Source organism: Streptomyces sp. NPDC002690 (assembly GCF_053592415.1).
Genome location: NZ_JBSFVR010000014.1, coordinates 31787 through 54114, shown reverse-complemented (window position 1 = coordinate 54114; position 22328 = coordinate 31787). Strand labels below are relative to the sequence as shown.

At 72.4% G+C, this 22328-nt stretch carries 24 protein-coding genes; 11 read left to right on the top strand and 13 right to left on the bottom strand.

Features of this window, described 5'->3' with window-relative positions; genetic code table 11:
- Window positions 1-117: 117 nt before the first annotated feature.
- Window positions 118-849: an HAD family hydrolase gene (locus ACWD3D_RS03925; RefSeq protein ID WP_451459328.1), complete on the bottom strand. Its 732-nt coding sequence runs from the start codon at window positions 847-849 to the stop codon at window positions 118-120.
- 139 nt (window positions 850-988) lie between these two features.
- Here ACWD3D_RS03925 and ACWD3D_RS03920 point away from each other — a divergent pair, with 139 nt between their 5' ends.
- The gene (locus ACWD3D_RS03920) at window positions 989-3571 is read left to right on the top strand and encodes a bifunctional FO biosynthesis protein CofGH (protein WP_451459327.1); all 2583 of its coding nucleotides are present in this window, start codon (window positions 989-991) and stop codon (window positions 3569-3571) included.
- Window positions 3572-3639: 68 nt separating this feature from the next.
- Here the strand turns inward: ACWD3D_RS03920 and ACWD3D_RS03915 are convergent, their stop codons facing one another.
- Window positions 3640-4833: an aminotransferase-like domain-containing protein gene (locus ACWD3D_RS03915; RefSeq protein ID WP_451459326.1), complete on the bottom strand. Its 1194-nt coding sequence runs from the start codon at window positions 4831-4833 to the stop codon at window positions 3640-3642.
- A gap of 194 nt (window positions 4834-5027) precedes the next feature.
- On the opposite strand from ACWD3D_RS03915, the gene ACWD3D_RS03910 reads away from it, so the two are divergent.
- Entirely contained in the window at window positions 5028-5702 is a 675-nt protein-coding gene (locus tag ACWD3D_RS03910) for a class I SAM-dependent methyltransferase (RefSeq protein ID WP_451459325.1), read from the top strand.
- Here ACWD3D_RS03910 and ACWD3D_RS03905 read toward each other — a convergent pair.
- Window positions 5681-6415, bottom strand: coding sequence for a helix-turn-helix transcriptional regulator (locus tag ACWD3D_RS03905; protein WP_451459324.1), 735 nt, complete (start codon window positions 6413-6415; stop codon window positions 5681-5683). The genes ACWD3D_RS03910 and ACWD3D_RS03905 overlap by 22 nt on opposite strands.
- Window positions 6416-6607: 192 nt before the next feature.
- On the opposite strand from ACWD3D_RS03905, the gene ACWD3D_RS03900 reads away from it, so the two are divergent.
- Window positions 6608-7483: a carbon-nitrogen hydrolase family protein gene (locus ACWD3D_RS03900; RefSeq protein ID WP_451459323.1), complete on the top strand. Its 876-nt coding sequence runs from the start codon at window positions 6608-6610 to the stop codon at window positions 7481-7483.
- Window positions 7484-7507: 24 nt separating this feature from the next.
- On the opposite strand, the gene ACWD3D_RS03895 is transcribed toward ACWD3D_RS03900, so the two are convergent.
- Entirely contained in the window at window positions 7508-8992 is a 1485-nt protein-coding gene (locus ACWD3D_RS03895) for an MFS transporter (RefSeq protein WP_451459322.1), read from the bottom strand.
- A gap of 101 nt (window positions 8993-9093) precedes the next feature.
- Here ACWD3D_RS03895 and ACWD3D_RS03890 point away from each other — a divergent pair, with 101 nt between their 5' ends.
- Window positions 9094-10014: a helix-turn-helix transcriptional regulator gene (locus ACWD3D_RS03890; RefSeq protein WP_451459321.1), complete on the top strand. Its 921-nt coding sequence runs from the start codon at window positions 9094-9096 to the stop codon at window positions 10012-10014.
- A 12-nt stretch (window positions 10015-10026) separates the two neighbouring features.
- On the opposite strand, the gene ACWD3D_RS03885 is transcribed toward ACWD3D_RS03890, so the two are convergent.
- Window positions 10027-10230, bottom strand: a complete 204-nt coding sequence (locus tag ACWD3D_RS03885; RefSeq protein WP_451459320.1) for a hypothetical protein — start codon at window positions 10228-10230, stop codon at window positions 10027-10029.
- Window positions 10231-10595: 365 nt separating this feature from the next.
- Between ACWD3D_RS03885 and ACWD3D_RS03880 the strand changes: the two genes are divergently transcribed.
- A complete protein-coding gene (locus ACWD3D_RS03880) occupies window positions 10596-11231 on the top strand; it encodes a LysE family transporter (RefSeq protein ID WP_451459319.1) in 636 nt (211 codons plus the stop codon).
- A gap of 9 nt (window positions 11232-11240) precedes the next feature.
- On the opposite strand, the gene ACWD3D_RS03875 is transcribed toward ACWD3D_RS03880, so the two are convergent.
- Window positions 11241-11645 carry a MerR family transcriptional regulator gene (locus ACWD3D_RS03875; RefSeq protein ID WP_451459318.1) on the bottom strand — a complete coding sequence of 135 codons (405 nt, stop codon included), beginning with the start codon at window positions 11643-11645 and terminating at the stop codon, window positions 11241-11243.
- Window positions 11646-11705: 60 nt separating this feature from the next.
- On the opposite strand from ACWD3D_RS03875, the gene ACWD3D_RS03870 reads away from it, so the two are divergent.
- Window positions 11706-12839, top strand: coding sequence for an alkene reductase (locus tag ACWD3D_RS03870; protein ID WP_451459317.1), 1134 nt, complete (start codon window positions 11706-11708; stop codon window positions 12837-12839).
- Between the two features lie 31 nt (window positions 12840-12870).
- Here the strand turns inward: ACWD3D_RS03870 and ACWD3D_RS03865 are convergent, their stop codons facing one another.
- Together ACWD3D_RS03865 and ACWD3D_RS03860 are read right to left on the bottom strand one after the other, a co-directional pair.
- Complete coding sequence (locus ACWD3D_RS03865) at window positions 12871-14007, bottom strand: DUF7373 family lipoprotein (protein ID WP_451459316.1); 1137 nt, start codon at window positions 14005-14007, stop codon at window positions 12871-12873.
- Between the two features lie 196 nt (window positions 14008-14203).
- Window positions 14204-14797, bottom strand: coding sequence for a nuclear transport factor 2 family protein (locus ACWD3D_RS03860; protein ID WP_451459315.1), 594 nt, complete (start codon window positions 14795-14797; stop codon window positions 14204-14206).
- Window positions 14798-14889: 92 nt separating this feature from the next.
- Between ACWD3D_RS03860 and ACWD3D_RS03855 the strand changes: the two genes are divergently transcribed.
- Both ACWD3D_RS03855 and ACWD3D_RS03850 read left to right on the top strand, forming a co-directional pair.
- The gene (locus ACWD3D_RS03855; protein WP_451459314.1) at window positions 14890-15771 is read left to right on the top strand and encodes a LysR family transcriptional regulator; all 882 of its coding nucleotides are present in this window, start codon (window positions 14890-14892) and stop codon (window positions 15769-15771) included.
- A gap of 235 nt (window positions 15772-16006) precedes the next feature.
- Window positions 16007-16399: a peptidase inhibitor family I36 protein gene (locus ACWD3D_RS03850; RefSeq protein ID WP_328720043.1), complete on the top strand. Its 393-nt coding sequence runs from the start codon at window positions 16007-16009 to the stop codon at window positions 16397-16399.
- A 193-nt stretch (window positions 16400-16592) separates the two neighbouring features.
- Here the strand turns inward: ACWD3D_RS03850 and ACWD3D_RS03845 are convergent, their stop codons facing one another.
- The 3 genes from ACWD3D_RS03845 to ACWD3D_RS03835 all read right to left on the bottom strand — a co-directional run bounded on the left by ACWD3D_RS03845 (window position 16593) and on the right by ACWD3D_RS03835 (window position 18267).
- Window positions 16593-17108: a DinB family protein gene (locus tag ACWD3D_RS03845; protein WP_451459313.1), complete on the bottom strand. Its 516-nt coding sequence runs from the start codon at window positions 17106-17108 to the stop codon at window positions 16593-16595.
- A gap of 137 nt (window positions 17109-17245) precedes the next feature.
- Entirely contained in the window at window positions 17246-17446 is a 201-nt protein-coding gene (locus ACWD3D_RS03840; protein WP_451459312.1) for a DUF397 domain-containing protein, read from the bottom strand.
- Window positions 17443-18267, bottom strand: coding sequence for a helix-turn-helix domain-containing protein (locus tag ACWD3D_RS03835; RefSeq protein ID WP_451459330.1), 825 nt, complete (start codon window positions 18265-18267; stop codon window positions 17443-17445). Before ACWD3D_RS03835 ends, ACWD3D_RS03840 begins: the two co-directional genes overlap by 4 nt.
- A gap of 99 nt (window positions 18268-18366) precedes the next feature.
- Here ACWD3D_RS03835 and ACWD3D_RS03830 point away from each other — a divergent pair, with 99 nt between their 5' ends.
- From ACWD3D_RS03830 to ACWD3D_RS03820, 3 genes are all read left to right on the top strand, one after another.
- On the top strand, window positions 18367-18729 hold the full coding sequence (locus ACWD3D_RS03830) for a hypothetical protein (protein ID WP_387364050.1): 363 nt from the start codon (window positions 18367-18369) through the stop codon (window positions 18727-18729).
- Window positions 18730-18901: 172 nt separating this feature from the next.
- The gene (locus ACWD3D_RS03825; protein ID WP_451459311.1) at window positions 18902-20017 is read left to right on the top strand and encodes an ADP-ribosylglycohydrolase family protein; all 1116 of its coding nucleotides are present in this window, start codon (window positions 18902-18904) and stop codon (window positions 20015-20017) included.
- Window positions 20018-20160: 143 nt separating this feature from the next.
- A complete protein-coding gene (locus ACWD3D_RS03820; RefSeq protein WP_451459310.1) occupies window positions 20161-20451 on the top strand; it encodes a DUF1330 domain-containing protein in 291 nt (96 codons plus the stop codon).
- 38 nt (window positions 20452-20489) lie between these two features.
- Here the strand turns inward: ACWD3D_RS03820 and ACWD3D_RS03815 are convergent, their stop codons facing one another.
- Together ACWD3D_RS03815 and ACWD3D_RS03810 are read right to left on the bottom strand one after the other, a co-directional pair.
- Complete coding sequence (locus ACWD3D_RS03815; protein ID WP_451459309.1) at window positions 20490-21677, bottom strand: adenylate/guanylate cyclase domain-containing protein; 1188 nt, start codon at window positions 21675-21677, stop codon at window positions 20490-20492.
- Window positions 21674-22123 (bottom strand): universal stress protein, encoded by a 450-nt coding sequence (locus ACWD3D_RS03810; RefSeq protein ID WP_451459308.1) that lies wholly within the window; start codon window positions 22121-22123, stop codon window positions 21674-21676. The genes ACWD3D_RS03815 and ACWD3D_RS03810 overlap by 4 nt, the downstream gene beginning before the upstream one ends.
- Window positions 22124-22328 lie beyond the last annotated feature (205 nt).

Genomic DNA, 22328 nt, shown 5'->3' with positions numbered 1-22328 from the left:
CCACCACCGAGCCGCACCCCCACGCGCACCACCGATGCCGAGGACCACCGCATCCATGAACAACGACAGCGACCTGCAGATCGCCTCGCGGCGCCGCCTCCGCCCGTCGGGCATGCCCTAACGCACCGACCGCAGCGCCCGGAGCGTCGGCCCCCCGTCCCGTACCGGCCCACCGTCGCCCGCCCCGCCGCTCCCGTCCCCGCGCTCCCGCACCAGCCCCGGCAGCGCGGCCAGTTCGGTGAGGGCGTCCACCCGCCAGTCGGCCGACTCCACCACGTCCGGGTGATCGGCCCACCAGTGTCCGAAGGGGCCCCGCCGCAGGTGCGCGGTCCGCAGACCGGCGGCCTTCGCGGGGAAGAGGTCCTCGGCCGGGTGGTCACCGACGTAGACCGTGGTGCGCGGGTCGGCGTCCGCCGCCTTGAGGACCGCCACGAAGAACTCCGGGTCCGGCTTGGTCGCGCCCCACTCCGCCGGGGTGACGACGTGGTCGGCCGGGAGGTCCAGGGCCGACAGCTGCTCGATGGCGCGCGTCGACCGGTGCCCCGCCACCACCACGCGGAGCCCGAGCGCGCGGAGTCCGGCCAGCGCCGGGCGTACGTCCGGGTAGAGGTCCCGTTCGCCGAGGTGCTCGCCGCGCCCCGCCGCCTCACGGGCCAGCTCCGCCTCCACGACGTCCATGCCCGGCCGGAGCAGCGCGAGCGCGTCCGTGGCGCTGCCGCCCCCGACGACGGCCGCGCCGACCAGGGCGCTCACCGTGTGCGCGGGCACCCCCAGCCAATCGGCCCAGGACGCCCAGTGGCGGTCGTCGCGAACGAGGGTCTCACCGATGTCGAACACGATCGTTTCCATCACCGTCCCGACCCTACGGGGCGCACCCCGCCGCACCGCGACCATCCGCCCCGGGCGCGCGGCGCCGACCCCCGTGAGGAGCGCCGATGTGTCAGGAACCACTCTCCGGCGGCCACCGGGCCGCTCGTATGCTCGATCCATGACCGATCCTCAGAGCGGACGCCCCACGACCAACGCCATGCGGCGCGCTCTCAAACGGGCACGCGACGGCGTGGCCCTCGACGCGACCGAGGCCGCCGTACTCCTCCAGGCGCGCGGTGACGATCTGACGGACCTCGCCGCATCCGCCGCCCGGGTGCGCGACGCGGGGCTGGAGGCGGCGGGCCGGCCCGGCGTCATCACGTACTCCCGCAAGGTGTTCATTCCGCTCACCCGCCTCTGCCGCGACATCTGTCACTACTGCACCTTCGTCACCGTCCCCGGCAAGCTCCGCCGCGAGGGCCACGGGATGTTCCTCTCGCCCGACGAGGTGCTCGACATCGCGCGCCAGGGCGCGGCGCTCGGCTGCAAGGAAGCGCTCTTCACCCTCGGCGACCGCCCCGAGGACCGCTGGCCCGAGGCGCGGGAGTGGCTGGAGGCGGAGGGGTACGACGACACCCTCGCCTACGTGCGCGCCATGGCGATCCGTGTCCTGGAGGAGACGGGTCTGCTCCCGCACCTCAACCCCGGGGTGCTCGGCTGGACCGACCTCCAGCGCCTCAAGCCGGTCGCCCCCTCGATGGGGATGATGCTGGAGACCACCGCGACCCGTCTCTGGTCCGAGAAGGGCGGCCCGCATCACGGCTCCCCGGACAAGGAACCCGCTGTCCGGCTGCGCGTCCTGGAGGACGCCGGCCGCTCCAACGTCCCCTTCACCACCGGCATCCTGATCGGCATCGGCGAAGACTACGAGGAGCGCGCCGACTCCCTCTTCGAGATCCGCCGCACCGCCCGCGCCTACCACGGCATCCAGGAAGTCATCATCCAGAACTTCCGCGCCAAGCCGGACACCGCGATGCGCGCGATGCCCGACGCGGAGCTGGAGGAGCTGGCCGCGACGATCGCGGTGGCCCGGCACATCCTCGGCCCCTCCGCCCGCATCCAGGCCCCGCCGAACCTGGTGGACTCCGAGTACGCGCTGATCGTCGGCGCGGGCATCGACGACTGGGGCGGGGTCTCGCCGCTCACCCCCGACCACGTGAACCCCGAACGCCCCTGGCCGCACATCGACGAACTCGCGGCCCGTACCGCCGAGTCCGGCTTCTCCTTGCGCGAACGCCTCACCATCTACCCGGAGTTCATCCGGCGCGGTGAACCCTGGCTCGACCCGCGCCTCCTCCCGCACGTGCGCGCGCTCGCCGACCCGGAGACCGGCATGGCCAAGGAGGGCGCCATCCCGGTCGGGCTGCCCTGGCAGGAGCCGGACGAGGGGTTCGGCGCGAGTGGCCGCACCGACCTGCACCGCACCATCGACACCGAGGGCCGCACCGGCGACCGCCGCGAGGACTTCGACGAGGTGTACGGGGACTGGGAGGCGCTCCGCGAGGCCGCCGCCCCCGGCATGGTGCCGTCCCGGATCGACGCGGACGTGCGCGAGGCGCTCGGCCAGGCCGCCGACGACCCGACGAAGCTCACCGACGCCCAGGCGCTCGCCCTGCTCCACGCGGAGGGCCCGGCGCTGGACGAGCTCTGCCGGATCGCGGACACCCTGCGCCGCGACACGGTCGGCGACGAGGTCACCTACGTCGTCACCCGGAACATCAACTTCACCAACGTCTGCTACACCGGCTGCCGTTTCTGCGCCTTCGCGCAGCGCCGCACCGACGCCGACGCGTACACCCTCTCCCTCGACCAGGTCGCCGACCGCGCCGCGCAGGCATGGGACGTGGGCGCGGTGGAGGTCTGCATGCAGGGCGGTATCCACCCGGACCTGCCCGGCACCGCCTACTTCGACATCGCGCGGGCCGTGAAGGAACGCGTGCCCGGCATGCACGTCCACGCCTTCTCGCCCATGGAGGTCGTCAACGGGGCCACCCGCACCGGGCTTTCGATCCGAGACTGGCTGATCGCCGCCAAGGAGGCCGGACTCGACTCGATCCCCGGCACGGCGGCGGAGATCCTGGACGACGAGGTCCGCTGGGTCCTCACCAAGGGCAAACTCCCCACCGCCACCTGGCTGGAGGTCGTGAAGACCGCCCACGAGGTGGGCCTGCGCTCCTCGTCGACCATGATGTACGGACACGTGGACCAGCCCCGCCACTGGCTCGGGCACCTGCGCACGCTGGCCCGACTCCAGCAGGAGACGGGCGGGTTCACCGAGTTCGTGACGCTCCCCTTCATCCACACCAACGCCCCGGTCTACCTCGCCGGAATCGCCCGCCCCGGCCCCACCGACCGCGACAACCGGGCCGTCACCGCGATGGCCCGGCTGCTGCTCCACCCGCACATCACCAACATCCAGACCAGCTGGGTGAAGCTCGGCGCCGAGGGGGCCGCCGAGATGCTCCGCTCGGGCGCCAACGACCTCGGTGGCACCCTGATGGAGGAGACCATCTCCCGTATGGCGGGGTCGAGTTACGGCTCGTACCGCTCGATCCAGGACCTGGTGGCCATCGCCGACCTGGCCGGCCGCCCGGCGAAGCCGCGTACCACCCTGTACGGAGAGGTCCCCGAGGAGCGGGTCGCCGCGGCGACCGCCTCGGACGGCCACCTGCCGGAGCTGCTGCCGGTCCTGCCCGCCTGAACCGGCGCGCGCCGCCCCGTACCCCGCGTCTGCGACGGGGGTTGCGGGGCGGCGCGCGGAGCAGGGGGTCAGCCGCGGCCCAGTGCCTTGCTCAGCCGCAGCAGCCCCTCGCGGATCTCGTCGGGGGTGTGGGTCGTGAACGACATCCGCAGGGCGGCCGGGTCCGGCGCGCCCGCGAAGAACGGTGCCCCGGGAACGTACGCCACCTCGTGGGCGATCGCCTTGGGCAGCAGCGCTGTCGCGTCGTGGCCGTCGGGCAGCCTGACCCAGACGAACATCCCGCCGTCCGGCCGGTTCCAGGTGCTGCCCGGCGGGAGGGCGGCGGGCAGGCCGTCGAGCAGGGCGTTCCGGCGCTCGCCGTACGCGGCGCGGACCCGGCCCACGTGGGCGTCGAGGTCGGAGACCTCCAGGTAGCGGGCGGCTGCCGCCTGGTCCACGGCGGAGCAGTGCAGGTCGGCGGCCTGCTTGACGATCACGCAGGCCCGTCGCAGCGCGGCGGGCGCGCGGAGATGGCCGAGCCGCATGCCGGGGGACATCACCTTCGAGAAGCTGCCCAGCAGCACCGTGCGGTCGGCGGCGTCCTCCAGCGAGGAGATCCACGGCACGTGCTCGCCCTCGTAGCGGAGTTCGCCGTACGGATCGTCCTCGACGACCCACAGGCCCAGCCGCTCGGCCACCTCGGCCACCGCCTTGCGGCGGGCGAGCGGGAGCGTACGCCCGGTCGGGTTCTGGAAGTTGGGGATGGTGTAGAGCATCTTGGGCCGTTCGCGCTCGACGAGTTCCGCGAGCGCCACCGGGTCGATGCCGTCGTCGTCGCACGGCACCGGCACCACCCGCGCCCCCGCGAAGCCGAAGCACTGCAACGCCGCGAGATACGTGGGGTCTTCGACGAGAACGGTGTCGCCGGGTTCCAGCAACGCCGTGGCGAGCAGGGTCAGTGCCTGCTGCGAACCGGTGGTCACCAGCAGGTCCTCCGCCCGCGTCGGCAGCCCCCGCGCGGTGTACCGGGCGGCGATCGCCGCCCGCAGCCCCGGATCGCCTTCGGTCATCGAGTACTGGAGAACCCGCGCCGCGTCCTTCGCCAGCACGTGGTCGTACGCGGCCCGTATCTCCCCGGTGTCGAACAGCTCGGGCGCCGGAAGCCCGCCCGCGAACGAGATCACCTCGGGCCGCGCGGTCAGCGCGAGGATCTCCCGTACGGGCGAGGCGTCGACCGAGGCGGCGCGGGCGGCGAGGGCGGGGGTGTCGGCTCGGGTCGTCATGGGGGCAGCCTACGAACAATCCCCCTGGTAGCTGAAGGTGTTGGGGTCGTCGAATGTGCGGCCCGCGCCGCCCGCCCGTGTGGCGGTTCCCGCCGGAACCGGTCGTCCCCTGCGGTGGTCCCGGCCGGCCTCGCGCGGACGGGACGAGCGGTTCTTACAAGACCCGGAGGTCCGGCCGCGAGCACGCTGCTGCCATGACCGAACGAGAATTCACCCCGGCCCTCGGCCGCTTCGCCCCCACCCGCTTCTACGATCCGGTGGTCGCCACCCTCACCCGCGAGCCCGTGTGGCGGCGACTGGTCGTCGCCGGGGTCGCACCCGGCCCCCGCGACGTCGTCGTCGACGTGGGCTGCGGGACGGGCTCACTCGCCCTGCTCCTGAGCGCGGCTCAGCCCGCGGCCCGGATCATCGGCGTCGACCCCGACCCCCAGGTACTCGCCATCGCGCGGCACAAGGCCGAAGGGGCGCAGACCGGCTCCGGTGCGGGACCGGAATGGCGGGAGGGCATGGGAGACGCGCTCCCGGAAGCGCTGGGGGCCGTCGCCGGTTCCGTGGACACCGTCGTCAGCAGCCTGGTGCTGCACCAGTGCCCGATGGAGATGAAGCGGGCGATACTCGCCTCCGTCCACGCGGTGCTGCGCCCCGGCGGGCGGCTGGTGATCGCCGACTACGGCCTCCAGCGGACCCGCGCGATGCGTCTCGCCTTCCGTTCGGTCCAGTACGCGGACGGCAGGCGGGACACCCAGCCGAACGCGGACGGCGTACTCCCGGACCTGATGGCCGGGGCGGGGTTCGCGGACGTCGAGGAGGCGCACGTCCTGCCGACGGTCACGGGATCGATCTCCGTCTACACCGCCCGCCGCGCCTGACCGCGTAACACCGGGAGCACGGATGCCGGGGTGACGCCCAGCATCTCGTGCATCCGGCGGGTGAAGTGCGCCTGGTCGGTGAAACCGCCGGTGACAGCCGCCTCCGCGAGGGACTGCCCCTCGACCAGCGCCTCGGCGGCCCGCCGCAGCCGCGCCCACATCCGCCAGCGCGGCAGGGGCATGCCCAACTCGGCCCGTGCCAGGGCCCGCAGGCGCTGCGGTGAGACACCCACCCGCGCCGCCAGGTCCGGCATCGACAGGTTCCGGTCCGCCGCCGCCTCCATCGCCGCGACCAAGCGGGCGTCCAGCGTGCTCGATCGGCGCGCCCCGTCGGGGCGTACCTCTTCCTCCCGCAGCCCGCGCAGCTCCGCGGCGACGACGACGCCTGGGCCGTACCGTGCGCGGAGCCGGTCGGCGAAGGCGCACTGCGGATCCACGAAGTACGTCAGGAGGTCTGCCCCCGGGCCACGCGGGTCGTCCGGCTCCGGGGCGACCATCCGGTGCGGTGCCATCGGTGACACCACCAGCGCCGGGCCGTGGTGGAGCAACCCGGCTTCGTTCACCATGCCGACCTCACCGCCGCCTACCGCGACGGCGAGTTGGAACGCGGCGTGGGCGTGCGGTGAGCCGGGAGCCATCGGCCCTCGGTAGAGGGCGTACCCCTCGCCGATGGTGAACCGGTGGTCCCGCGTCCCCTCGTCCTGGGCTGCCATGGGCCGATCCTGGCAGAACCCGTACGGCCCGGGTAGTCGTACCCGAACCGGAGAGTTCCTGCCGGACAGGGCGTGCGGCGGGTCGGCGCGGGACGGTCTTCAGCTTTCCCGGGCGACCCTGCGGGGGGTGCGGGTCGGGCGGCCACCGGACGCCCGGATGGGCCCGCCGCCCCGCCGGTAAACTGGTCTTCCATGACCGCACGCACCGCCCCGTCCCGTACGTACCCGATCCCGTCGAGCCCGCTCCGGGTCGCCGCCGCGCAGGCGCAGGCCGTGGCCGGTGACGTGGAGGCCAACACGGCGACCGCCGCCGCCCTGGTCCGTGAGGCCGCCGGGGCGGGGGCGCGGGTGGTCGTCCTCCCGGAGAAGTTCCTCAGCGGGTACGAGCCCGACCTCGTGCGCGCCGAACCGCTGCGCTGCGCCGTGCAGCCGGGTGATCCGCGCCTGGCCCCGCTCGCCGACGCCTGCCGGGAGACCGGCACGGTCGCGGTGGTGGGCGCGGCGTTCCACGAGGCGGGGGAGCTGTACGTCTCCGCGCTCGTCATCGGCGCGGACGGCACCCTCGTCACCCGCTACGACAAGCAGTACCTCTTCAAGACCGAGCGCGAGGTCTACCGGCCGGGGGCCGCCGGGTGCACCCTCGACGTGGACGGCTGGCGGCTCGGGCTCGGCATCTGCTACGACTCCGGCTTCCCCGAGCACGCCCGCGCGGCGGCCCTGGACGGCTGCCACGCGTACCTCGTCGGCGCCCTGTTCAGCGTGGGCAACGGCCACCACGAGTCCCGTACGTGGTTCCCCGCCCGTGCCCTGGACAACACCGTCTACACGGTGCTGGCCAACCACATCGGCACCACGGGCGGCTGGAACACCTGCGGCGGCAGCGGGGTGTGGGGCCCGGACGGGCACCTGCTGACCGAGGCCGGACCGGACCGGCGCGAGGTGGTCACCGCCGACCTCGACCCGGCCGCCCTGACCGCCGCCCGCGAGGCGGAAGGGATGCTGGGCGACCTCGGCCGGGTCGTGGCGGGGGAGCGGGCGCAGTACGCGCTGGGAGCCGGGCGGCCGTAGCGCCGGGGGCGGTACCGGCACTGTTCAGGCCGCCGTTTCGGGCGCCCCGGCCCGCGCGATGCGGGTGGCGAAGAAGGCGAAGGCCAGCGCCAGAGCGGCCTGTACGGCCACGGCGGCGGCGAAGCCCCGGGGCAGCCCGGCGGCGGAACCGTCCGCCGTCGCGTCGGCCACGGCGTGGAAGAGACCGCCCAGGAGCGCCACGCCCAGGCCGAGACCGAGCTGCTGCAAGGTGGTGAAGAGTCCGCCGGCGACACCCGCCGCCCAGGTCGGGGTGCGGGAGAGGACCGTGCGCAGGACCGGGCCGTACATCAGGGCCTGGGTGACTCCGAGCAGGATCAGGAGCGGCTGAAGGGCCCACGGGGTGTGGCCGTGCGTGGAGCTCACGGCGAGAGCGAGGCCCACGAGCACCGCCGCCTGCCCGACGGCCGCGCCGGTCATCGTCCAGCGCCCGGTGCGGCGTTCCACGGCGGGCAGGGCGAGGGCGGTGACGATGAACCCCGCGCCGAACCCGAGCAGCAGCACGACGGTGCCCCAGGCGGTCACGCCGAACGCGCCCTGGGCGAGCGCCGAGAACTCGTACAGGAAGGCGCCGTAGCCGGTGAAGAACAGCAGCGACATGATCAGGCCCTGCCGCACGGCCGGGGTGCGCAGCACGCTCGGCGGGACGACGGGCAGTTCGCCGCGGCGTTCGGCGGCGCGCTGCGAGCGGGCGAAGACGGTGAGCACCGCACCGGCCGCGGCCAGCATCGCGAGCACCGGGGCCGGGCCGCCCGCGGAGGTGCCGAGGGTCAGGGGCACCACGACGAGGAGCAGGCCGGTGCCGAGGAGTGCGGCCCCGCGCAGGTCGAGCGCGAGCGGTGCCGTCGAGCGCGACTCGGGCACGGTGCGCAGGGCGAGCAGTGCTACCGCGCCGATCACCCCGGTGAGTATCTGTACGAGCCGCCAGCCCCAGTGGTCACCGGCGGCCTGGGACACGGCTCCCGCGAGGAGCTGACCGGCGACGGTCGCGATGCCGCCGACGGCGGCGAAGAGCGTGACGCCCAGCGCCCGAAGCTTCGCCGGGGCCGTGGACTGGATGGTGGAGAGTACCTGCGGGGTGAACAGGCCGGCGGCCACACCCAGCACGGCGCGCAGCACGACGAGGGTGACCAGGTCCGGTGCGAGTGCGGCGAGCACGGAGGCCACGCCGAACGCGCCGACCCCGGCCGCGAGCAGCCGGCGCCGTCCGAACCGGTCGCCCAGGCGGCCCGCGACGACGAGGGTCGCGGCGAACGCCGTGGTGTACGCGGACAGTACGAGCTGCCCGCCCGACGCGGTCACGCCGAGGTCCCCGGTGATCGCGGGTTCCAGCAGGTTGACCGACCCGAACGTCATGTTCACGGGCAGGAACGCGATGAGCAGGGCGGCGAGCCCGGCGCCGGTGAGGGCGCGTGCCGGGGGCGACGCCACGGTGTGCGGGGCGGGAGCGGACGTGGTGGTGTGCGCGGGAGGAGCGGTCGTCACGGTCATGGTCCGACTGTGCGCCTCACGTCATCCTGGTACCAGGAGCCTGCTTATCGTGGTACCAGTACTACCTGGATCCACCGGCCCCGAGGCCCGACACTGGGGCGGTGACCTCTTCGACGCCCGACCGCCATGCTCTCGGCGCCTTCCTGCGCGCCCGCCGTGCCCGTGTCACCCCCGGTGACGTGGGTCTGCCCGCGGGAGGCCGCCGCCGCACGCCCGGTCTGCGGCGCGAGGAGGTCGCGCAGCTCGCGGGGGTCGGGGTCACCTGGTACACGTGGCTGGAACAGGGGAGGGCCCAGAACGCCTCCGACCAGGTCCTGGACGCGGTGGCGCGCGTCCTGCGCCTGGACGCCGCCGAGCACCGCCACCTGATGGTGCTCGCGGGCCGGGGTGCGGCCACCGAGCCGGGTCCGCCCATGGACCTGCGCCCCGAACACACCGCCGTCCTGGCCAAGTTGCTGCCGTATCCGGCCGCCGTGCAGACCGACTGCTACGACCTGGTCGCGGCCAACCGCACCTACCGGTACCTCTTCGCCGACCTCGACGCGTACCCGGTCGAGGAACGCAACTGCGCGTGGCTGATGTTCACCGAGCCGAGCTGGCGCGACAGCCTGGTCGACGAGGAAACCGTCCTGCGCGACATGACCGCGAGGCTCCGCGCCCGTCAGCCCGAACACCGCGACGACCCCCGCTGGAACGCGCTGATCACCCGACTGCGCCAGGAGTCGCCGGACTTCGTGCGGCACTGGGAGTCCTACGAAGTCGGCGCCGACCGGACCCAGTTGCGCCACTACCGCTCACCGCGCGTCGGTGCCCTCGACGTCCAGTTCCAGAGCCTGTGGCTGGACCGGACGCGGGGCGAACGGATCATCGTCATGACGCCCGACGACGCCGCCACCGCTCAACGCTTGGAACGCCTCGACTCGTTGGTGGGGGCCGCACCGGCGTGGACCTCCCGCGACGACTCCGCCGAGGGCTCGGCCGCCGGGGCACCTCGTGTCCATCCCCATCTGGGCTCGGTCTGACCGGCGTGAGACTCAGTCCGCTCGGATCCGCCTGCTCCGATGCCTGCGAACCTCACGCACGAGCTGCCAGGCAGTCGCGACCTGGATCAGCACCGCGCAAGCGATGAACCATCCTGAATCGTCTCCGCTCAGATATGCCTGGACCGCCCCGGTGACGAGCAGGAGGGAGACCAGAACGCCCACCGTCGACAGGGCCAAGTCGATTCGATCAGTCACCTGCGAAGTGTCCTGTCTCCACCGCCTTCCTGGCTACCTCGCGCGGCCGGATTCGCGGACTCGGGTGGCGATCCCGTCCGAGAGGCGAGCGCTCGTGGATCCCGGCACACGGGCACGGGCACGGGACTCGGCCCGGCCCGTGCGCCCCGGGCCGCGCTCCCCGTCAGCCCTCCGGGCCGGGGGAAGGGCCTTGGGCGCACTGCGAAAACCGGGTTGCCCCGCTGGTGGGCGCACCCCGAGAATCCGCGCATGACCACGACGATGTCCGCGACCTCCTCCGTGCCGCCGATGCCCGCCCCCGCCCTCGCGAGCCCGGGTCTCCAGCAGCGGTCCGGCGGTCCGGGGAGGCCGGCACCGCACCGCGCGTGAGCGCGGCCCTGGTCGCGGGGCTGCTGGCCGGGTACGGCATCGCCGTGCCGGTCGGAGCGGTGGCGGCCTACCTGGTGGCCCTCACCGCCCGGACCTCGCTGCGGGTGGGAGCGGGTGCCGCTCTCGGGGTGGCGACCGCCGACGGTCTGTACGCGCTGGTCGCCGTGGCCGGGGGCTCGGCCCTCGCACCGCTCGTGGAGCCGGTCGCGCCGCCTCTGCGGTGGGCGTCGGCCGTGGTCCTGGTGGTGATGGCGGGCCGGGGCGCGGTGACGGCCGTACGCCACCACCGCGCGCGGGAGGCCCCGGCTGCCGGGACCGACCGCAGGCCCCTGGGCTCGTTGCGGGCGTACCTCGGACTGCTGGGGCTCACGCTGATGAACCCGGTCACGGTCCTGTACTTCGCGGCCCTGGTGCTCGCGGGGCAGGGGGCCGCCGCGCCGGGGTCCGCCGAGCGGGCCGTGTTCGTGGCGGCGGCGTTCGTGGCCTCCGCCACCTGGCAGTTGCTGCTGGTCGGCGGCGGTGCGCTGCTGGGGCGCGTACTGACCGGCCCACGGCGGAGATTGGTGACGGCGCTGCTCTCCGGCGCCGTGATCACCGGACTCGCGGTCCACCTGGTACTCGCCCCGCTCTGACGACGCGCCCTACGCGACGGCGTCGCCGGCGGCCGACGCGGCATCCGGCGACGGAGACCGCTCCTTCGCCGTGGCGATCACACCGTCCAACACCTCTCGGGAACGCAGCAGTTCGGCGATTTTCCGGTCGATCCGGTCGCGCTCCACGCCGAGGTCGCTGACCAGCCGGGGCGTGGCGGTCGCGGACGGGCCCCCGTCCGAGTCCCTCACGCAGGGCAGGAGTTCACCGATCTTCGAGCTGCACAGCCCGGCCGCGTAGAACTCCTGGATGCGGATCACCCGGTCCACCGCGCCCTCCGGGTACTCCCGGTGCCCGCCGGGCGTACGATCCGCCGCCAGCAGGCCCTGCGCCTCGTAGTAGCGCAGGGAGCGTTCGCTCACGCCGGTACGCCGGGCCAGCTCACCGATTCGCATGACGCTCCTCCTTCCGTCGGACTTGAACCTGACACCGGTGTCAATTCTTACCCTCCCGGCATGACGAACGCACCCGTGTCCACCTCTTCGAAGGTGTCGGTCTTCGACCCCGCCGACCTCGGTCCGCTGCGCCTCCCGAACCGTCTCGTGATGGCCCCGCTGACCCGTAACCGCGCCACCGCCGACGGCGTTCCCACCCCGCTCATGGCCACCTACTACGCCCAGCGCGCCACCGCCGGCCTGATCATCGCCGAGGCGTCCACCCCGAACGCGGTCGGGCAGACGTACCCCAACATCACCGCGATCCACCGCCCCGACCACGTCGCCGGATGGCGTCTGGTCACCGACGCGGTACGCGCGGCCGGCGGGCAGATGTTCCTCCAGCTCCAGCACGGCGGGCGCGTCGGCCACCCCGACACCAGCGGCCTGACCCCCGTCGCCCCCTCGCCGGTGGCGCTCCCCGAGACGCTCCACACGCCCACCGGCAAGCAACAGGCGCCCGTGCCGCGCGAGATGAGCCTCCAGGACATCGCGGACCACGTGGCCGACTTCGCCTCGGCCGCCCGGCGCGCGATCGAAGCGGGCTTCGAAGGGGTCGAAGTGCACAGCGCCAACGGCCACTTGCTCCACCAGTTCCTCTCGCGGAACACCAACCGCCGCACCGACGCCTACGGAGGCCCGGTCGCCCACCGCGTCAGGTTCGTCGCCGAGGTGGTCCGGGCCGTCGCCGAGGAGATCGGCCCCGACCGGGTCGGGCTGCGCGTCTCGCCCGGCAACACGGTCAACAGCATCGAGGAGGGCGACACCGAGGAGATCTATCCCGCCCTCGTCGCCGCCCTGGCCGACAGCCGCCTCGGCCGGATCGCCTACCTGCACATCGGGTACGCGGACCCGGACCAGCCCGTCTTCCAGCGCATCCGCAAGGAGTGGCCCGGCACTCTGATCGCCAACCCGGTGCTCCCGAAGGACCGTCTCCCCGAGGACGGCGGGCTCGCCGCGAGCGAACGCCTGCTCGCCGCCGGAGCCGACCTCGTCGCCCTCGGCCGCCCGTTCCTCGCCAACCCGGACCTGGTCCACCGGTTGCGCACCGGAGCGCCGGTCAACCAGGTGCGGGACGCGTACATGATGTACGTCGGCGGGGCGACGGGGTACACGGACTACCCGGCCTTGGCGGAGTCACCGGCCGTCGAATGAGCCGGAGGGCCGGCGGGTGCGAACCGCTCTCCTACAGTTCCACTGCGGCGGTGGGGGGCTTGCCGTCCAGCGACTGTTGTGCCCTCGTGGTCACCGCCCGGGTGAAGGCCTCGAGTGTGTCGAGGTCGACGTCACTGCTGTCGGCGTCACTGATGGCGACTCGCACCACGAGGCTTTCGCAGCGGACTACCGAGAACCCCTTGGATATGTCCACGCCGAGGGCGTCCACGTGGGCCGTCATCGTGACGGCGGACGACTCGTCACCGTACGACGGCAGAGTCACCGGCGTCACTTGCTGTGTCTCGTTGGCGCTGGCGTTCTCCACCTCCACTGCCGCGAACCCGTCGGCCGCTTCGGCTGCCGAGGGGTAGGCCAGAACTTCGACGCTCACCGTGTCGTAGTCGGCCCCTGGCCCTGGGCTGTACTCCGCCTGCAGGTCGGGAACGGAACCCGTCCTGCAGACGTAGTGCGACTCGTCGTCCGCCGAAATGCCGACACGACCGCTGTTGCACTGGTCCTCGGGGGAAACGGTGAAAGTCCAGCCCGTCGGCAAGCTCGCCGCGTCGGGGAGAATCTGCCTGGCTCGTGCCGTATCGAGTGCTCCCGGGGCGGAGGCGTCCGACGTACCGGAAGCCGGGCCGGACGGCTTTGCCGTACCAGGCGTCGGATCGGGAGACGCCTCGGCTGCGGGGGGCCGCGAGTCGTCGCCGGTGAACAGCTGCACCCCCCCGTACAGGCTCAGTGCCAGCAACCCGACCTGCAGGACGGCAATCCCGACGAGGGACACGCGGGCGGCCCGAGTGTTGTTGATGGTCAGAGGCCCCAACGAGATCTGGCTGCTCCGGATCCTGCTGCCACTCCCGATGATGATGCTGCCGGTGTACTGAGGGCCGGCTGCGGGGGGCGGCGGCGCGGCCGGCGGCGGGCCGGCGAGCGCCGAAGCCATGCTGTCGCGGAAATCGGGATCGGTGGCCAGCGCTTCCCGTATCGCTTCCTGCAGCCCCTGGACCGCTGCGGGATCGGCCGGGTCGGCGCCGACCCCGTCCAGCGCGGCGCGACCTTCCTCGGACCTGCCCAGCCGCGCCTGGACGAGGTCGCCCACCGCTTGGCCCACCCCGTTGCCGACCGCTGTAGCCGCCCCCGTCGCCAGGCCGGTCAGTATCTGCACAGCGGATAACGCCATGCTCCCCGCCACGTCCATGTGACATCCCCCCGCTCGATCGGGTCCTGAGACAACCACAGCCCCAGCGGCAGCACCAGAACGCCCGGCAGATCCCTTGTCCAGCGGCCGAAAGTCATTGCCCGCAGGCGCGATCAACAGCCAGTGACTGTTTGAGCGTCCAGCCCATGCACCCAGGCGCCGGTCAGGCGCCGGCGGCACCGCCCAGCCAGGCGAAGGCGGTCTCCTTGATCTCGCGCTCCAGGTCGCTCCCCTTGGTCGCGAAGATCCGGCTCACCGGATAGCCGCTGGCTTCCAGCAGGTAGGCGAGAGCCGCGTACTCCCTCGGGTAGCGGGCGACCGCCGCCGCGTCGATGTCGACGATTCCGGCGGGGAAGGTGAAGGTGCCGAAGTCGTAGACGCTCTTGCGGTCGCTGATGCGCCACATCCCGTCCCGCTTCTCCAGGCGGTCGATGAACCGGTTGTGACCGTCGCAGCCGAGCCGGAGGTCGACGTTCTCGCCGATGATGACGGCGTTGGTCTCGCTGACGGCGCGAGTGCCGTCGGCGGAGAAGGTCACCACGGGTGCGGTGATCAGGTGCTTGGTGCGGAAGGCGGAGGCCCCCATACGGGCGGAGGCGTCCACGAACTCGTACGCCGGCCCTTCGAACCAGGTGATCTCGATCCGCGCGTCGGGGTGGAAGAGACCCTTGAGGAGGTCCCACTCGCCCAGGTCGCGGTGAATCCAACCCGTCATGAGGTCGGCAATGTCCTGTCGGTCCTGAGTTGTCACGTTCATGCGTCCAGTTTTCGCCGCGACGGGCGATAGGTCCAACCGAAAGATACGATCGATCGATCGGTTCACACGATGGATGACGGAGGAGGCGGCCGGTGGAACTGCGGCACCTGCGCTACTTCGTCGCCGTCGCCGACGAGCGACACTTCGGCCGCGCCGCCGACCTGCTGCACGTCACCCAGTCCACCCTCAGCGCCCAGGTGCAGGCTCTGGAACGCGAGGTGGGCGGAAGCCTGTTCACTCGTACGAGCCGTCGCGTGGAGCTGACCGAGGCCGGTGAGCAACTGCTCCCCGAGGCCCGCCGTGCCCTGGCGCAGGCCGACCGGGCCCTCCAGGCCGCCCGGTGGTCGGTGCGCGGCGAGACGGGGGCCGTACGGATCGGTTTCTCCGGCGTCGCAGCCCTCCAGGGCGTCCTCTCCGAGGACCTGCGCGGCTTCCGCAGGGCGCGCCCCCGCGTCGGTCTCACCCTGACCGAGCTGCCGCCCGCCGCCCAGGTCCAGGGGGTGCGGGAGGGCTCGCTCGACATCGGCTACTGCCCCGACCTCGGCCTCGCCGACACGGACGGCCTGTGCGTCGTCCGGCGGGCGCTCACCCCGATGTCCGTGGCCCTGCGGGCGGACCACGAGCTGGCGTCTCTCGCCTCGGTGACCACCGCCGAGCTGAGCGCCCACGACCTCATCGTCTTCGCGAGCCGCGAGGAGGACGAGACCGTCCTCTCCCGGCTCTGGCCCGCCCCCGTGGAGGACCGCTCCCGGGTCCGCCTGGTCGGCAGCACCCTCGGCGTCCTCGCCCTCGCGGCGGCGGGTGAGGGCGTGGCACTCGTGCCCACGGCCATTGAGCGCATCACCCTGCCGGGTCTCGTCCACCGCCCGCTGCGTGACGCGCCGGCCGGTCCGGACCTGCTGGTCCTCGGCCGGCACGACGAGACGTCGGGAGCGGTCCGCGCCTACCTCGACACCGTCCCCCAGCCATCCTGACGACAGCGGGGTCCACGGGAGTCACGGCGGCGCGCAGTGGTGGAGCCGGCCGGTAGGGCCCGGCCCTTGGTGCCGTCGAGCGGATCCCGTCCCTTCCTCGGCTGTGAGCAACGTCATCTCTGTCGACCGGACGCGCGTGGGAACCGTCCGCCTGCCCAATGTCATCCGAAGTGGCGACAGTTGGACTCGGCGACCACGACCGCGCGTCCACGGGCGACAACGGGAACGGACCTTCATGAAACTGGCAGTCAGAACCGCAGCGGTAGGGGCGGTCCTCGCGGCCACCGCCGTGCTGGTGGCTCCGGGAACCGCATTGGCCGATGACCCCAAGGACGGAGGCGTGGCCCGCTGCGCGGAGGGCAAGGTCTGCCTCTTCGACGGCCCCAGCCTCACCGGGGACGTCCTGCAGCTCGATGCGGTGGACAACCGCAACATCGGAGCGGCCTGGAACGACCGGGCGGGCTCGCTGTGGAACCGCAGCAACCTCAACGTGTGCATCTGGACCGACGCCGACTTCCGCGGCCTCAACTGGATCATCGAGCCGGGCAACAAGCAGGAACTCTGGGCTCTCTACGACAACTCGGTGACCAGCATCGAGGCCCATTCCGGCTACGGCTGCGGGGGCTGATCCGACGGGTTGACCCGTCCCGCCGTCCACCTGCGGTCGAGTGAGGGTGGCGGGGCGGGGCCGGATGGCGTCAGCCGCCCGTCCTCGGCCCGGTGCGGCAGAACGTGGACCCGTCCTTCGTGGGAGCCCCCCTCGGGTGTGCGGAGTAGCGGCTTCGCCGTCGACCTGAGGAGCGTTCACGGCATACGCCGGGTCAGTAGTAGCCCTTGGTGCCGTCGAGCAACTCCCGGACGATGTCGGCGTGCCCCGCGTGCCGCCCCGTCTCCTCGACCAGGTGGATCAGCATCCAACGGAGGTTGGCGCCGGCCGAGCGGAAGCCGGTGTGGCGGCCGACGTCGTCCAGGGAGGCCGCGGCGACGATCTCGTTGCTGCGCACGCACTGGGCCTCGTACTCAGCGAGCAACTCGGCGAGCGGACGGCCATCGGTCCGCCAGTCGGCGTCCTCGTCCGTCTCGTGGAACGAAGGGTTCTGCTTCTCGTCGCCGCCGAGGAACAGTACTTCCAGCCAGGTGTTCTCGGTCCAGCGCATGTGGGAGACGAGACCCGCCATCGTCATGAGCGGAGAGCTCGGGACGACCGAACGGTGCGCATCCTCGTCGCTGAGGCCCTCGCACTTCCAGCGCAGGATCTGGCGTTGCAGGTCCAACCAGCCGATCAGTGCGGTGCGTTCGTCGGCCTGGAGCGGGGGGCGTTTCAGTTCCGATGTCATAGCGGCGCACGCTACCGGGGCGGTGGGAAAGCGCCACCGGATTTTTGCGGGCCACCGAACGGGTCCGGGCCGACCGTCGCCCGGGGCGCGAGCGGATGCCCGTGCCCCGGGCCGCGTGGTACGACCGGTTTCCCGGTTCAGCGGTCGGCGGCGAAGGCGACGAACTCCGCCCAGGCGGAAGCGGTGATGAGGAGCGCGGGCCCGGTGGGGTTCTTGCTGTCGCGGACGGGGACGATGCCTGGGAAGTCGTCGGAGACTTCGAGGCAGTTCGTGTCGCCACCGTCGCTGCGAGACGACTTGCGCCACGAGGCGATGGAGAGGTCGAGCGTGCGACTCATGATGGGTGCTCCTCCAAGACGCCCCGGATGAATACCAGCGACTCCGCCGGGGACAGGGCAAGATCGCGGACACGATCGTAGGACAGTCGGTAAGCGGTCACCTTGTCCGCCTCGTCGACCAACTCGCCGATCCCATTGCCCTCTACGTAGGCAGCAGACGTGCCGTCCGGCTCCCAGAGAATTGAGAGATGGCTACCCATGAGGCCGTGCACACCGGCTGAGAAGGGAAGCACCTGAAGAACCACGTCCGGGAACCGGCAGACCTCGATGAGGTGGTCCAACTGGGCGCGCCACGCTTTCGCATCCACTGTCGGCCTTCGTAGAGCCACCTCGTCCAGGATGAGCCGCACATGAGGTGCAGGATCACGGCGCAGGATCTCCTGACGGCTCATTCGAGCCGCTACCTGTTCCTCGACCAGCTCGACGTTGCCGTTCGAAGTCTGGGCCGCAGACAACACCTCCCGGGCGTAGTCCTCTGTCTGGAATAGCCCGGGAATCGCAAGCTGAAACTTCCACATGATGCGGGCCCGGCTCTCCAGCCGCATGAACTCCTTGTACTTGTCCTTGAAGACTTCCCTCCGCGCCACCTTCCATAATCCCTGGAGCAGCTCCCCGCTCGCGTAGTACCGGTCGAGGTCCTGCATCACCTCCAGCTTGGACAGCCGCTGGCCGACCTCGAGGCGGTACAGGTAGCTCTTGTCGTAGCGGGTGTCCTCGGCGAGCTGTCCCAGGGACTTGCCGGCCTTCTCCCTGAGGTAGCGCAGTGTGCGGCCGAGCGCGGCGCGGCCCGACTCCTCGTCCACGTCGACCGGTTCGGCCATCGTGGTCCTCCCGTTGTCCTGTGCGCGGGCAATCGTGTGCTGCTTCCGAGGGTAGGTCGGGGCGGTGATCATCGAGTCACGAACGGTGAGCATCACCCGATGGAAGTCACCCCGAGTCACTGCGTCTGCGAGGCACCCGTCATGGCCGATTCCCAGTTCCGCCTGCTGCCCTGGAACTCCCCCGAGGGAAGGCGGTGTTACCTCAGCACCGACGACCCCGACAGTCGGATGTCGCGGCTGGCCGACGACGTGGAGGCCGAGCTCGTCGCCTGCGGGGAGGACGTGCTCGCCGGGGCGCGGGAGGTGCTGGCGGACGAGTCGGCGGGGGAGGTGGCCGTACGGTTCGCGCTCCGGGCGGCCACCGACTCGCTGCGGGACGTGCTGCTGGTGGCGGAGTGCCGGGAGGGGCGGCCCCCGTTGGCCTGGATGGTCGGTGGGACGAGTCCGGGACCCCGGCGGTGAGGGGCTCGGTCGCAGGACGGCCGGTCCCGGTTCGTACGGGAAAACCCTGATGAATGCCGTTCAAAAGTGATCTCCAGAGCTACTCCGTACATACCGTTCCGGCCCTGAATCAGTCGTTCCCGTTCTATTACAGTGCTGCCGGAGCCGTACCGACGGTAGGGGGACTGGCCGGATGACCATCGGGACCACAGCTGTCTGGGGCCGTGTGGAACAGCAGGACTTCCGCAGCCGGGTACGGGGTGCGCTGCTGGGCGCGGCGCTCGGGGACGCCCTCGGGGCGGCCGTCACTCCGCTCACTCTGGAGGAGATCCGGGAGGCCCACGGGGTCGGCGGGGTCGTGGACTTCGTGCCGGTGGACGGGCGGCGGGGCGGTGTCACGGCGGTCACCCAGCTGACGCTGTTCACCGTGGACGGGCTGATACGGGCGCAGGTGCGGCGCGACACGGGCGCCTGGCACCCGCCGACCGACGTGTACCGGGCCCATCTGCGGTGGGCGGCGACACAGCGCGACTGGGGCCCCGACGAGCGGCGCGAGGGCGACGGCTGGCTCGCGCGTGAGGAGTGGCTGTACGCCCGCCGCGCCCCCGCGCGGTCCTGCCTGCACGGCTTCGGCGACACCACCATGGGCACCCTGGAGCGGCCGAGGAACCCGGACGCCCGGGACTCCGCCGCGCTGACCCGGTCCGCGCCCTTCGGGCTGCTCGCGGGGTGGGAGCCGCAGCTGGTGTGCCAGCTGGCCGTGGAGTGCGCGGCGCAGAGCCACGGGCACGTCACCGCCCAACTGGCAGCGGGGGCCTTCGCGGTGGTGGTGCACGGGCTGGCCCGGCGGGACACGCTGGACGGGTCGGTGCAGCGGGCGCTGGCGCTGCTCGCGGAACGCCCGGGCCACGAGCCCGTCACCGAGGCGGTGCGCCGGGCCCTCGGAGCCGTACGGCAGGGCATTCCCGGGCCCGCGCTGATCGAGTCGCTGGGGGCGGAGGACTCGGCGGAGGAGGTGCTCGCGGTGGGGCTGTACTGCGCGCTCGTCGGCGAGGACGTACGCCACGGGCTCCGGCTGGCCGTGAACCACGGCGGGCCGTCATCGCCCGCCGCAGCGGTGTGCGGGGCGCTGCTGGGCGCGCTGCACGGCGAGACGGCTCTGCCGCCTTCCTGGCTCGCCGAGATCGAGGGCCGGGCCACCCTCCTGGAACTCGCCGACGACTTCGCGATGGAGATGACCCAGGGCCCGGCGCTGCACAACGCGACGGCGGCGGCGCCGGGTTGGATCGCCCGGTATCCGAGGGCGTGACCGGACCGGGCCGCAGGGGGCCGAGAAGGCCGCGGGCGCTGCGCGCGAGTGTGCGTCGGGCATCGGCCGGTACGCCCAACACGACTGTCCGGAAGTCCTATTGGAGTGGATCACGGTCGTGTGAACGGCATAGGTTCGGCTCCATGACCGCCTACGTGATCGCAGACGTGCAGTTGACCGGCAACGCGGACGAACTCGCCGAGTACCGTTCCGAGGTGGTGGCGACCCTCGCGCCCTACGGTGGCCGCTACCTGGCCCGGGGCGGTGAGACCGATGTCGTCGAGGGTGACTGGACCCCCGGGCAGCTGGTCCTCGTGGAGTTCCCGGACCTGGCCTCCGCACGAGCCTGGAACGACTCGGCGGAGTATCGGGCGATCGCACCGTTGCGCATCCGGAACACGGACAGCAAGAGGCTGATCGTCCAAGGGCTCTGACCCCGGGGGCCGGCACCGGGGCCGGAGACCGGACCGGGTCAGTCGTCCCGGGCCCGCCCGCGCGGACGGGCGGACCGCAGCAGCACCGGCCGGAGCCTGCTGTAACCGCGTACGGAGACCGGCCGCAGCGACCGGAGTTCGTACCCGGGCAGGCCCGCGAGCTCCCCGGCCAGCTCGGTGTTGACGAGCACGGTGTCGGGGCGGGCCACCGCCGTGAGCCGGGCGGCGACGTTCACGGCCGCGCCGTAGACGTCGCCGAAGCGACTGAGTACGGCTCCGTGGGCGAGCCCGGTACGCACCTGCGGGAGCCGCGGTTCGGCCGCCGCGCGGGCGGTGAGTTCCAGGGCCGTGTCCGCGGCCTCGGACGCCGACTCGCAGACGAAGAGCACCTCGTCACCGATGGTCTTCACCACCCGGCCTCCGCCCTCGGCGACCACGTCCCCGGTGAGGCTCTCGAACAGGTCCAGTACGCGGACGAGTTCGGCGTTGCCGAGGCCCCGGGTCATCCGCGTGTAGCCGACCATGTCGGTGAAGCCGACCGCCCGGTCGCGGACTTCGGCACCTTCGTACGGCGGCACCGGGCCGCCCTCCGCCCCGGCCTCGAAGCCGGGCTCCCCCACCCCGGACCCGGTTCGCGCGGCCTCCTGGGCCTCGGCGGCCTCGGCCAGGACGCGTTCCGCGTACGCGGCGAGGTGCCGCCGCCACACGTGTTGCTGCAACTGCTCCATCTCCGGCAGCAGGGTCGCGGCATGGGTCATCAACTTGCCGCCGTCCAGGGTGAACTCGGACTCCCGGTTGATCCAGGACCAGAGGGTGCCCACCTCCCATTCGGCCAGCCGGGAGAGATGGTGGCCCAGGGCGCGGGCCATCATGATCTCGCTCTCCTCGGTGATGAGGCCGGCCGCTATGAGCCGTTCGCCCGCGCGAAGTGCCTCCACGTCGGCTTCGGTGAAGACCCGCGCGTCCTCGTCGACCATCGGGAAGCCGAGCGCTCGCCAGATCTGCGCGGTGCGCCCGGCCCCGACCCCGGACCGCTCGGCCATCTCCTGCCGCGTCCAGACGCGACCACCTCCGAGCAGCACCTCCTCGATGGCCCGGCCGAGTTCGGCGACCCCGAAGAGGCCGGCCACCTCGGCGACGGGCTGCCCACCGGCGCGTAACGGCTCGGGTGCTCCGGCAGGTGCGCCCGGCTCCGGTCCGTCGGCTTCCGGCCGCGTGGCACTCATGTGGTGTGCACGATCAGCACGTCGAGGGGGGCCTTTCGGGCGATGTCCGCCGGTACGGAGCCGAGGATGCGGCCGGCGAGCGAGCGCAGTCCCTTGTTGCCGACCACCAGCAGATCGGCCGAGACCTTCAGGGCGGTCCGGGTGAGGGCGGCGACCGGCTCGTCCTCCACCGCGATCGTCCGCACGGAGTCGGCGCCCTGCGCCCTGGCCCGGTCGGCCGCGATGCGCAACGTGGTCTCGGCGGGTGCCGAACCCACCACCTGATACGCCTCGGATTTCAACTGGTCTTCGGCCGCGCGGAGTTCGTGCCCGCGCATCGGTATGTACGCGCAGACGACCACGAGTTCGGCCGCGCTGTCGGCGGCGAGCCGGGCCGCCTTCTCGACCGCCGCCAACGACGACTCCGAACCGTCCGTACCGACCATGACCGTGCGGTAGGCGCCCACGTCAAACTCCTTACTCCGCAGTAAACTTACTGAAAAGTAAGGTAAAGGGGAGCCGGTCCGCCGGGCAAGGGGCGGGCGGTGTGCGGGACGGGTGATGTGCCGCACGTGCCGCGCCGGTCATGGCCGTGCCGCACGTGCCGCGCCGGTCATGGCCGTGCCGGTCGCGGTCCCGTTGGTCATGGCCGTGCCGGTCATGGGCGCCGGT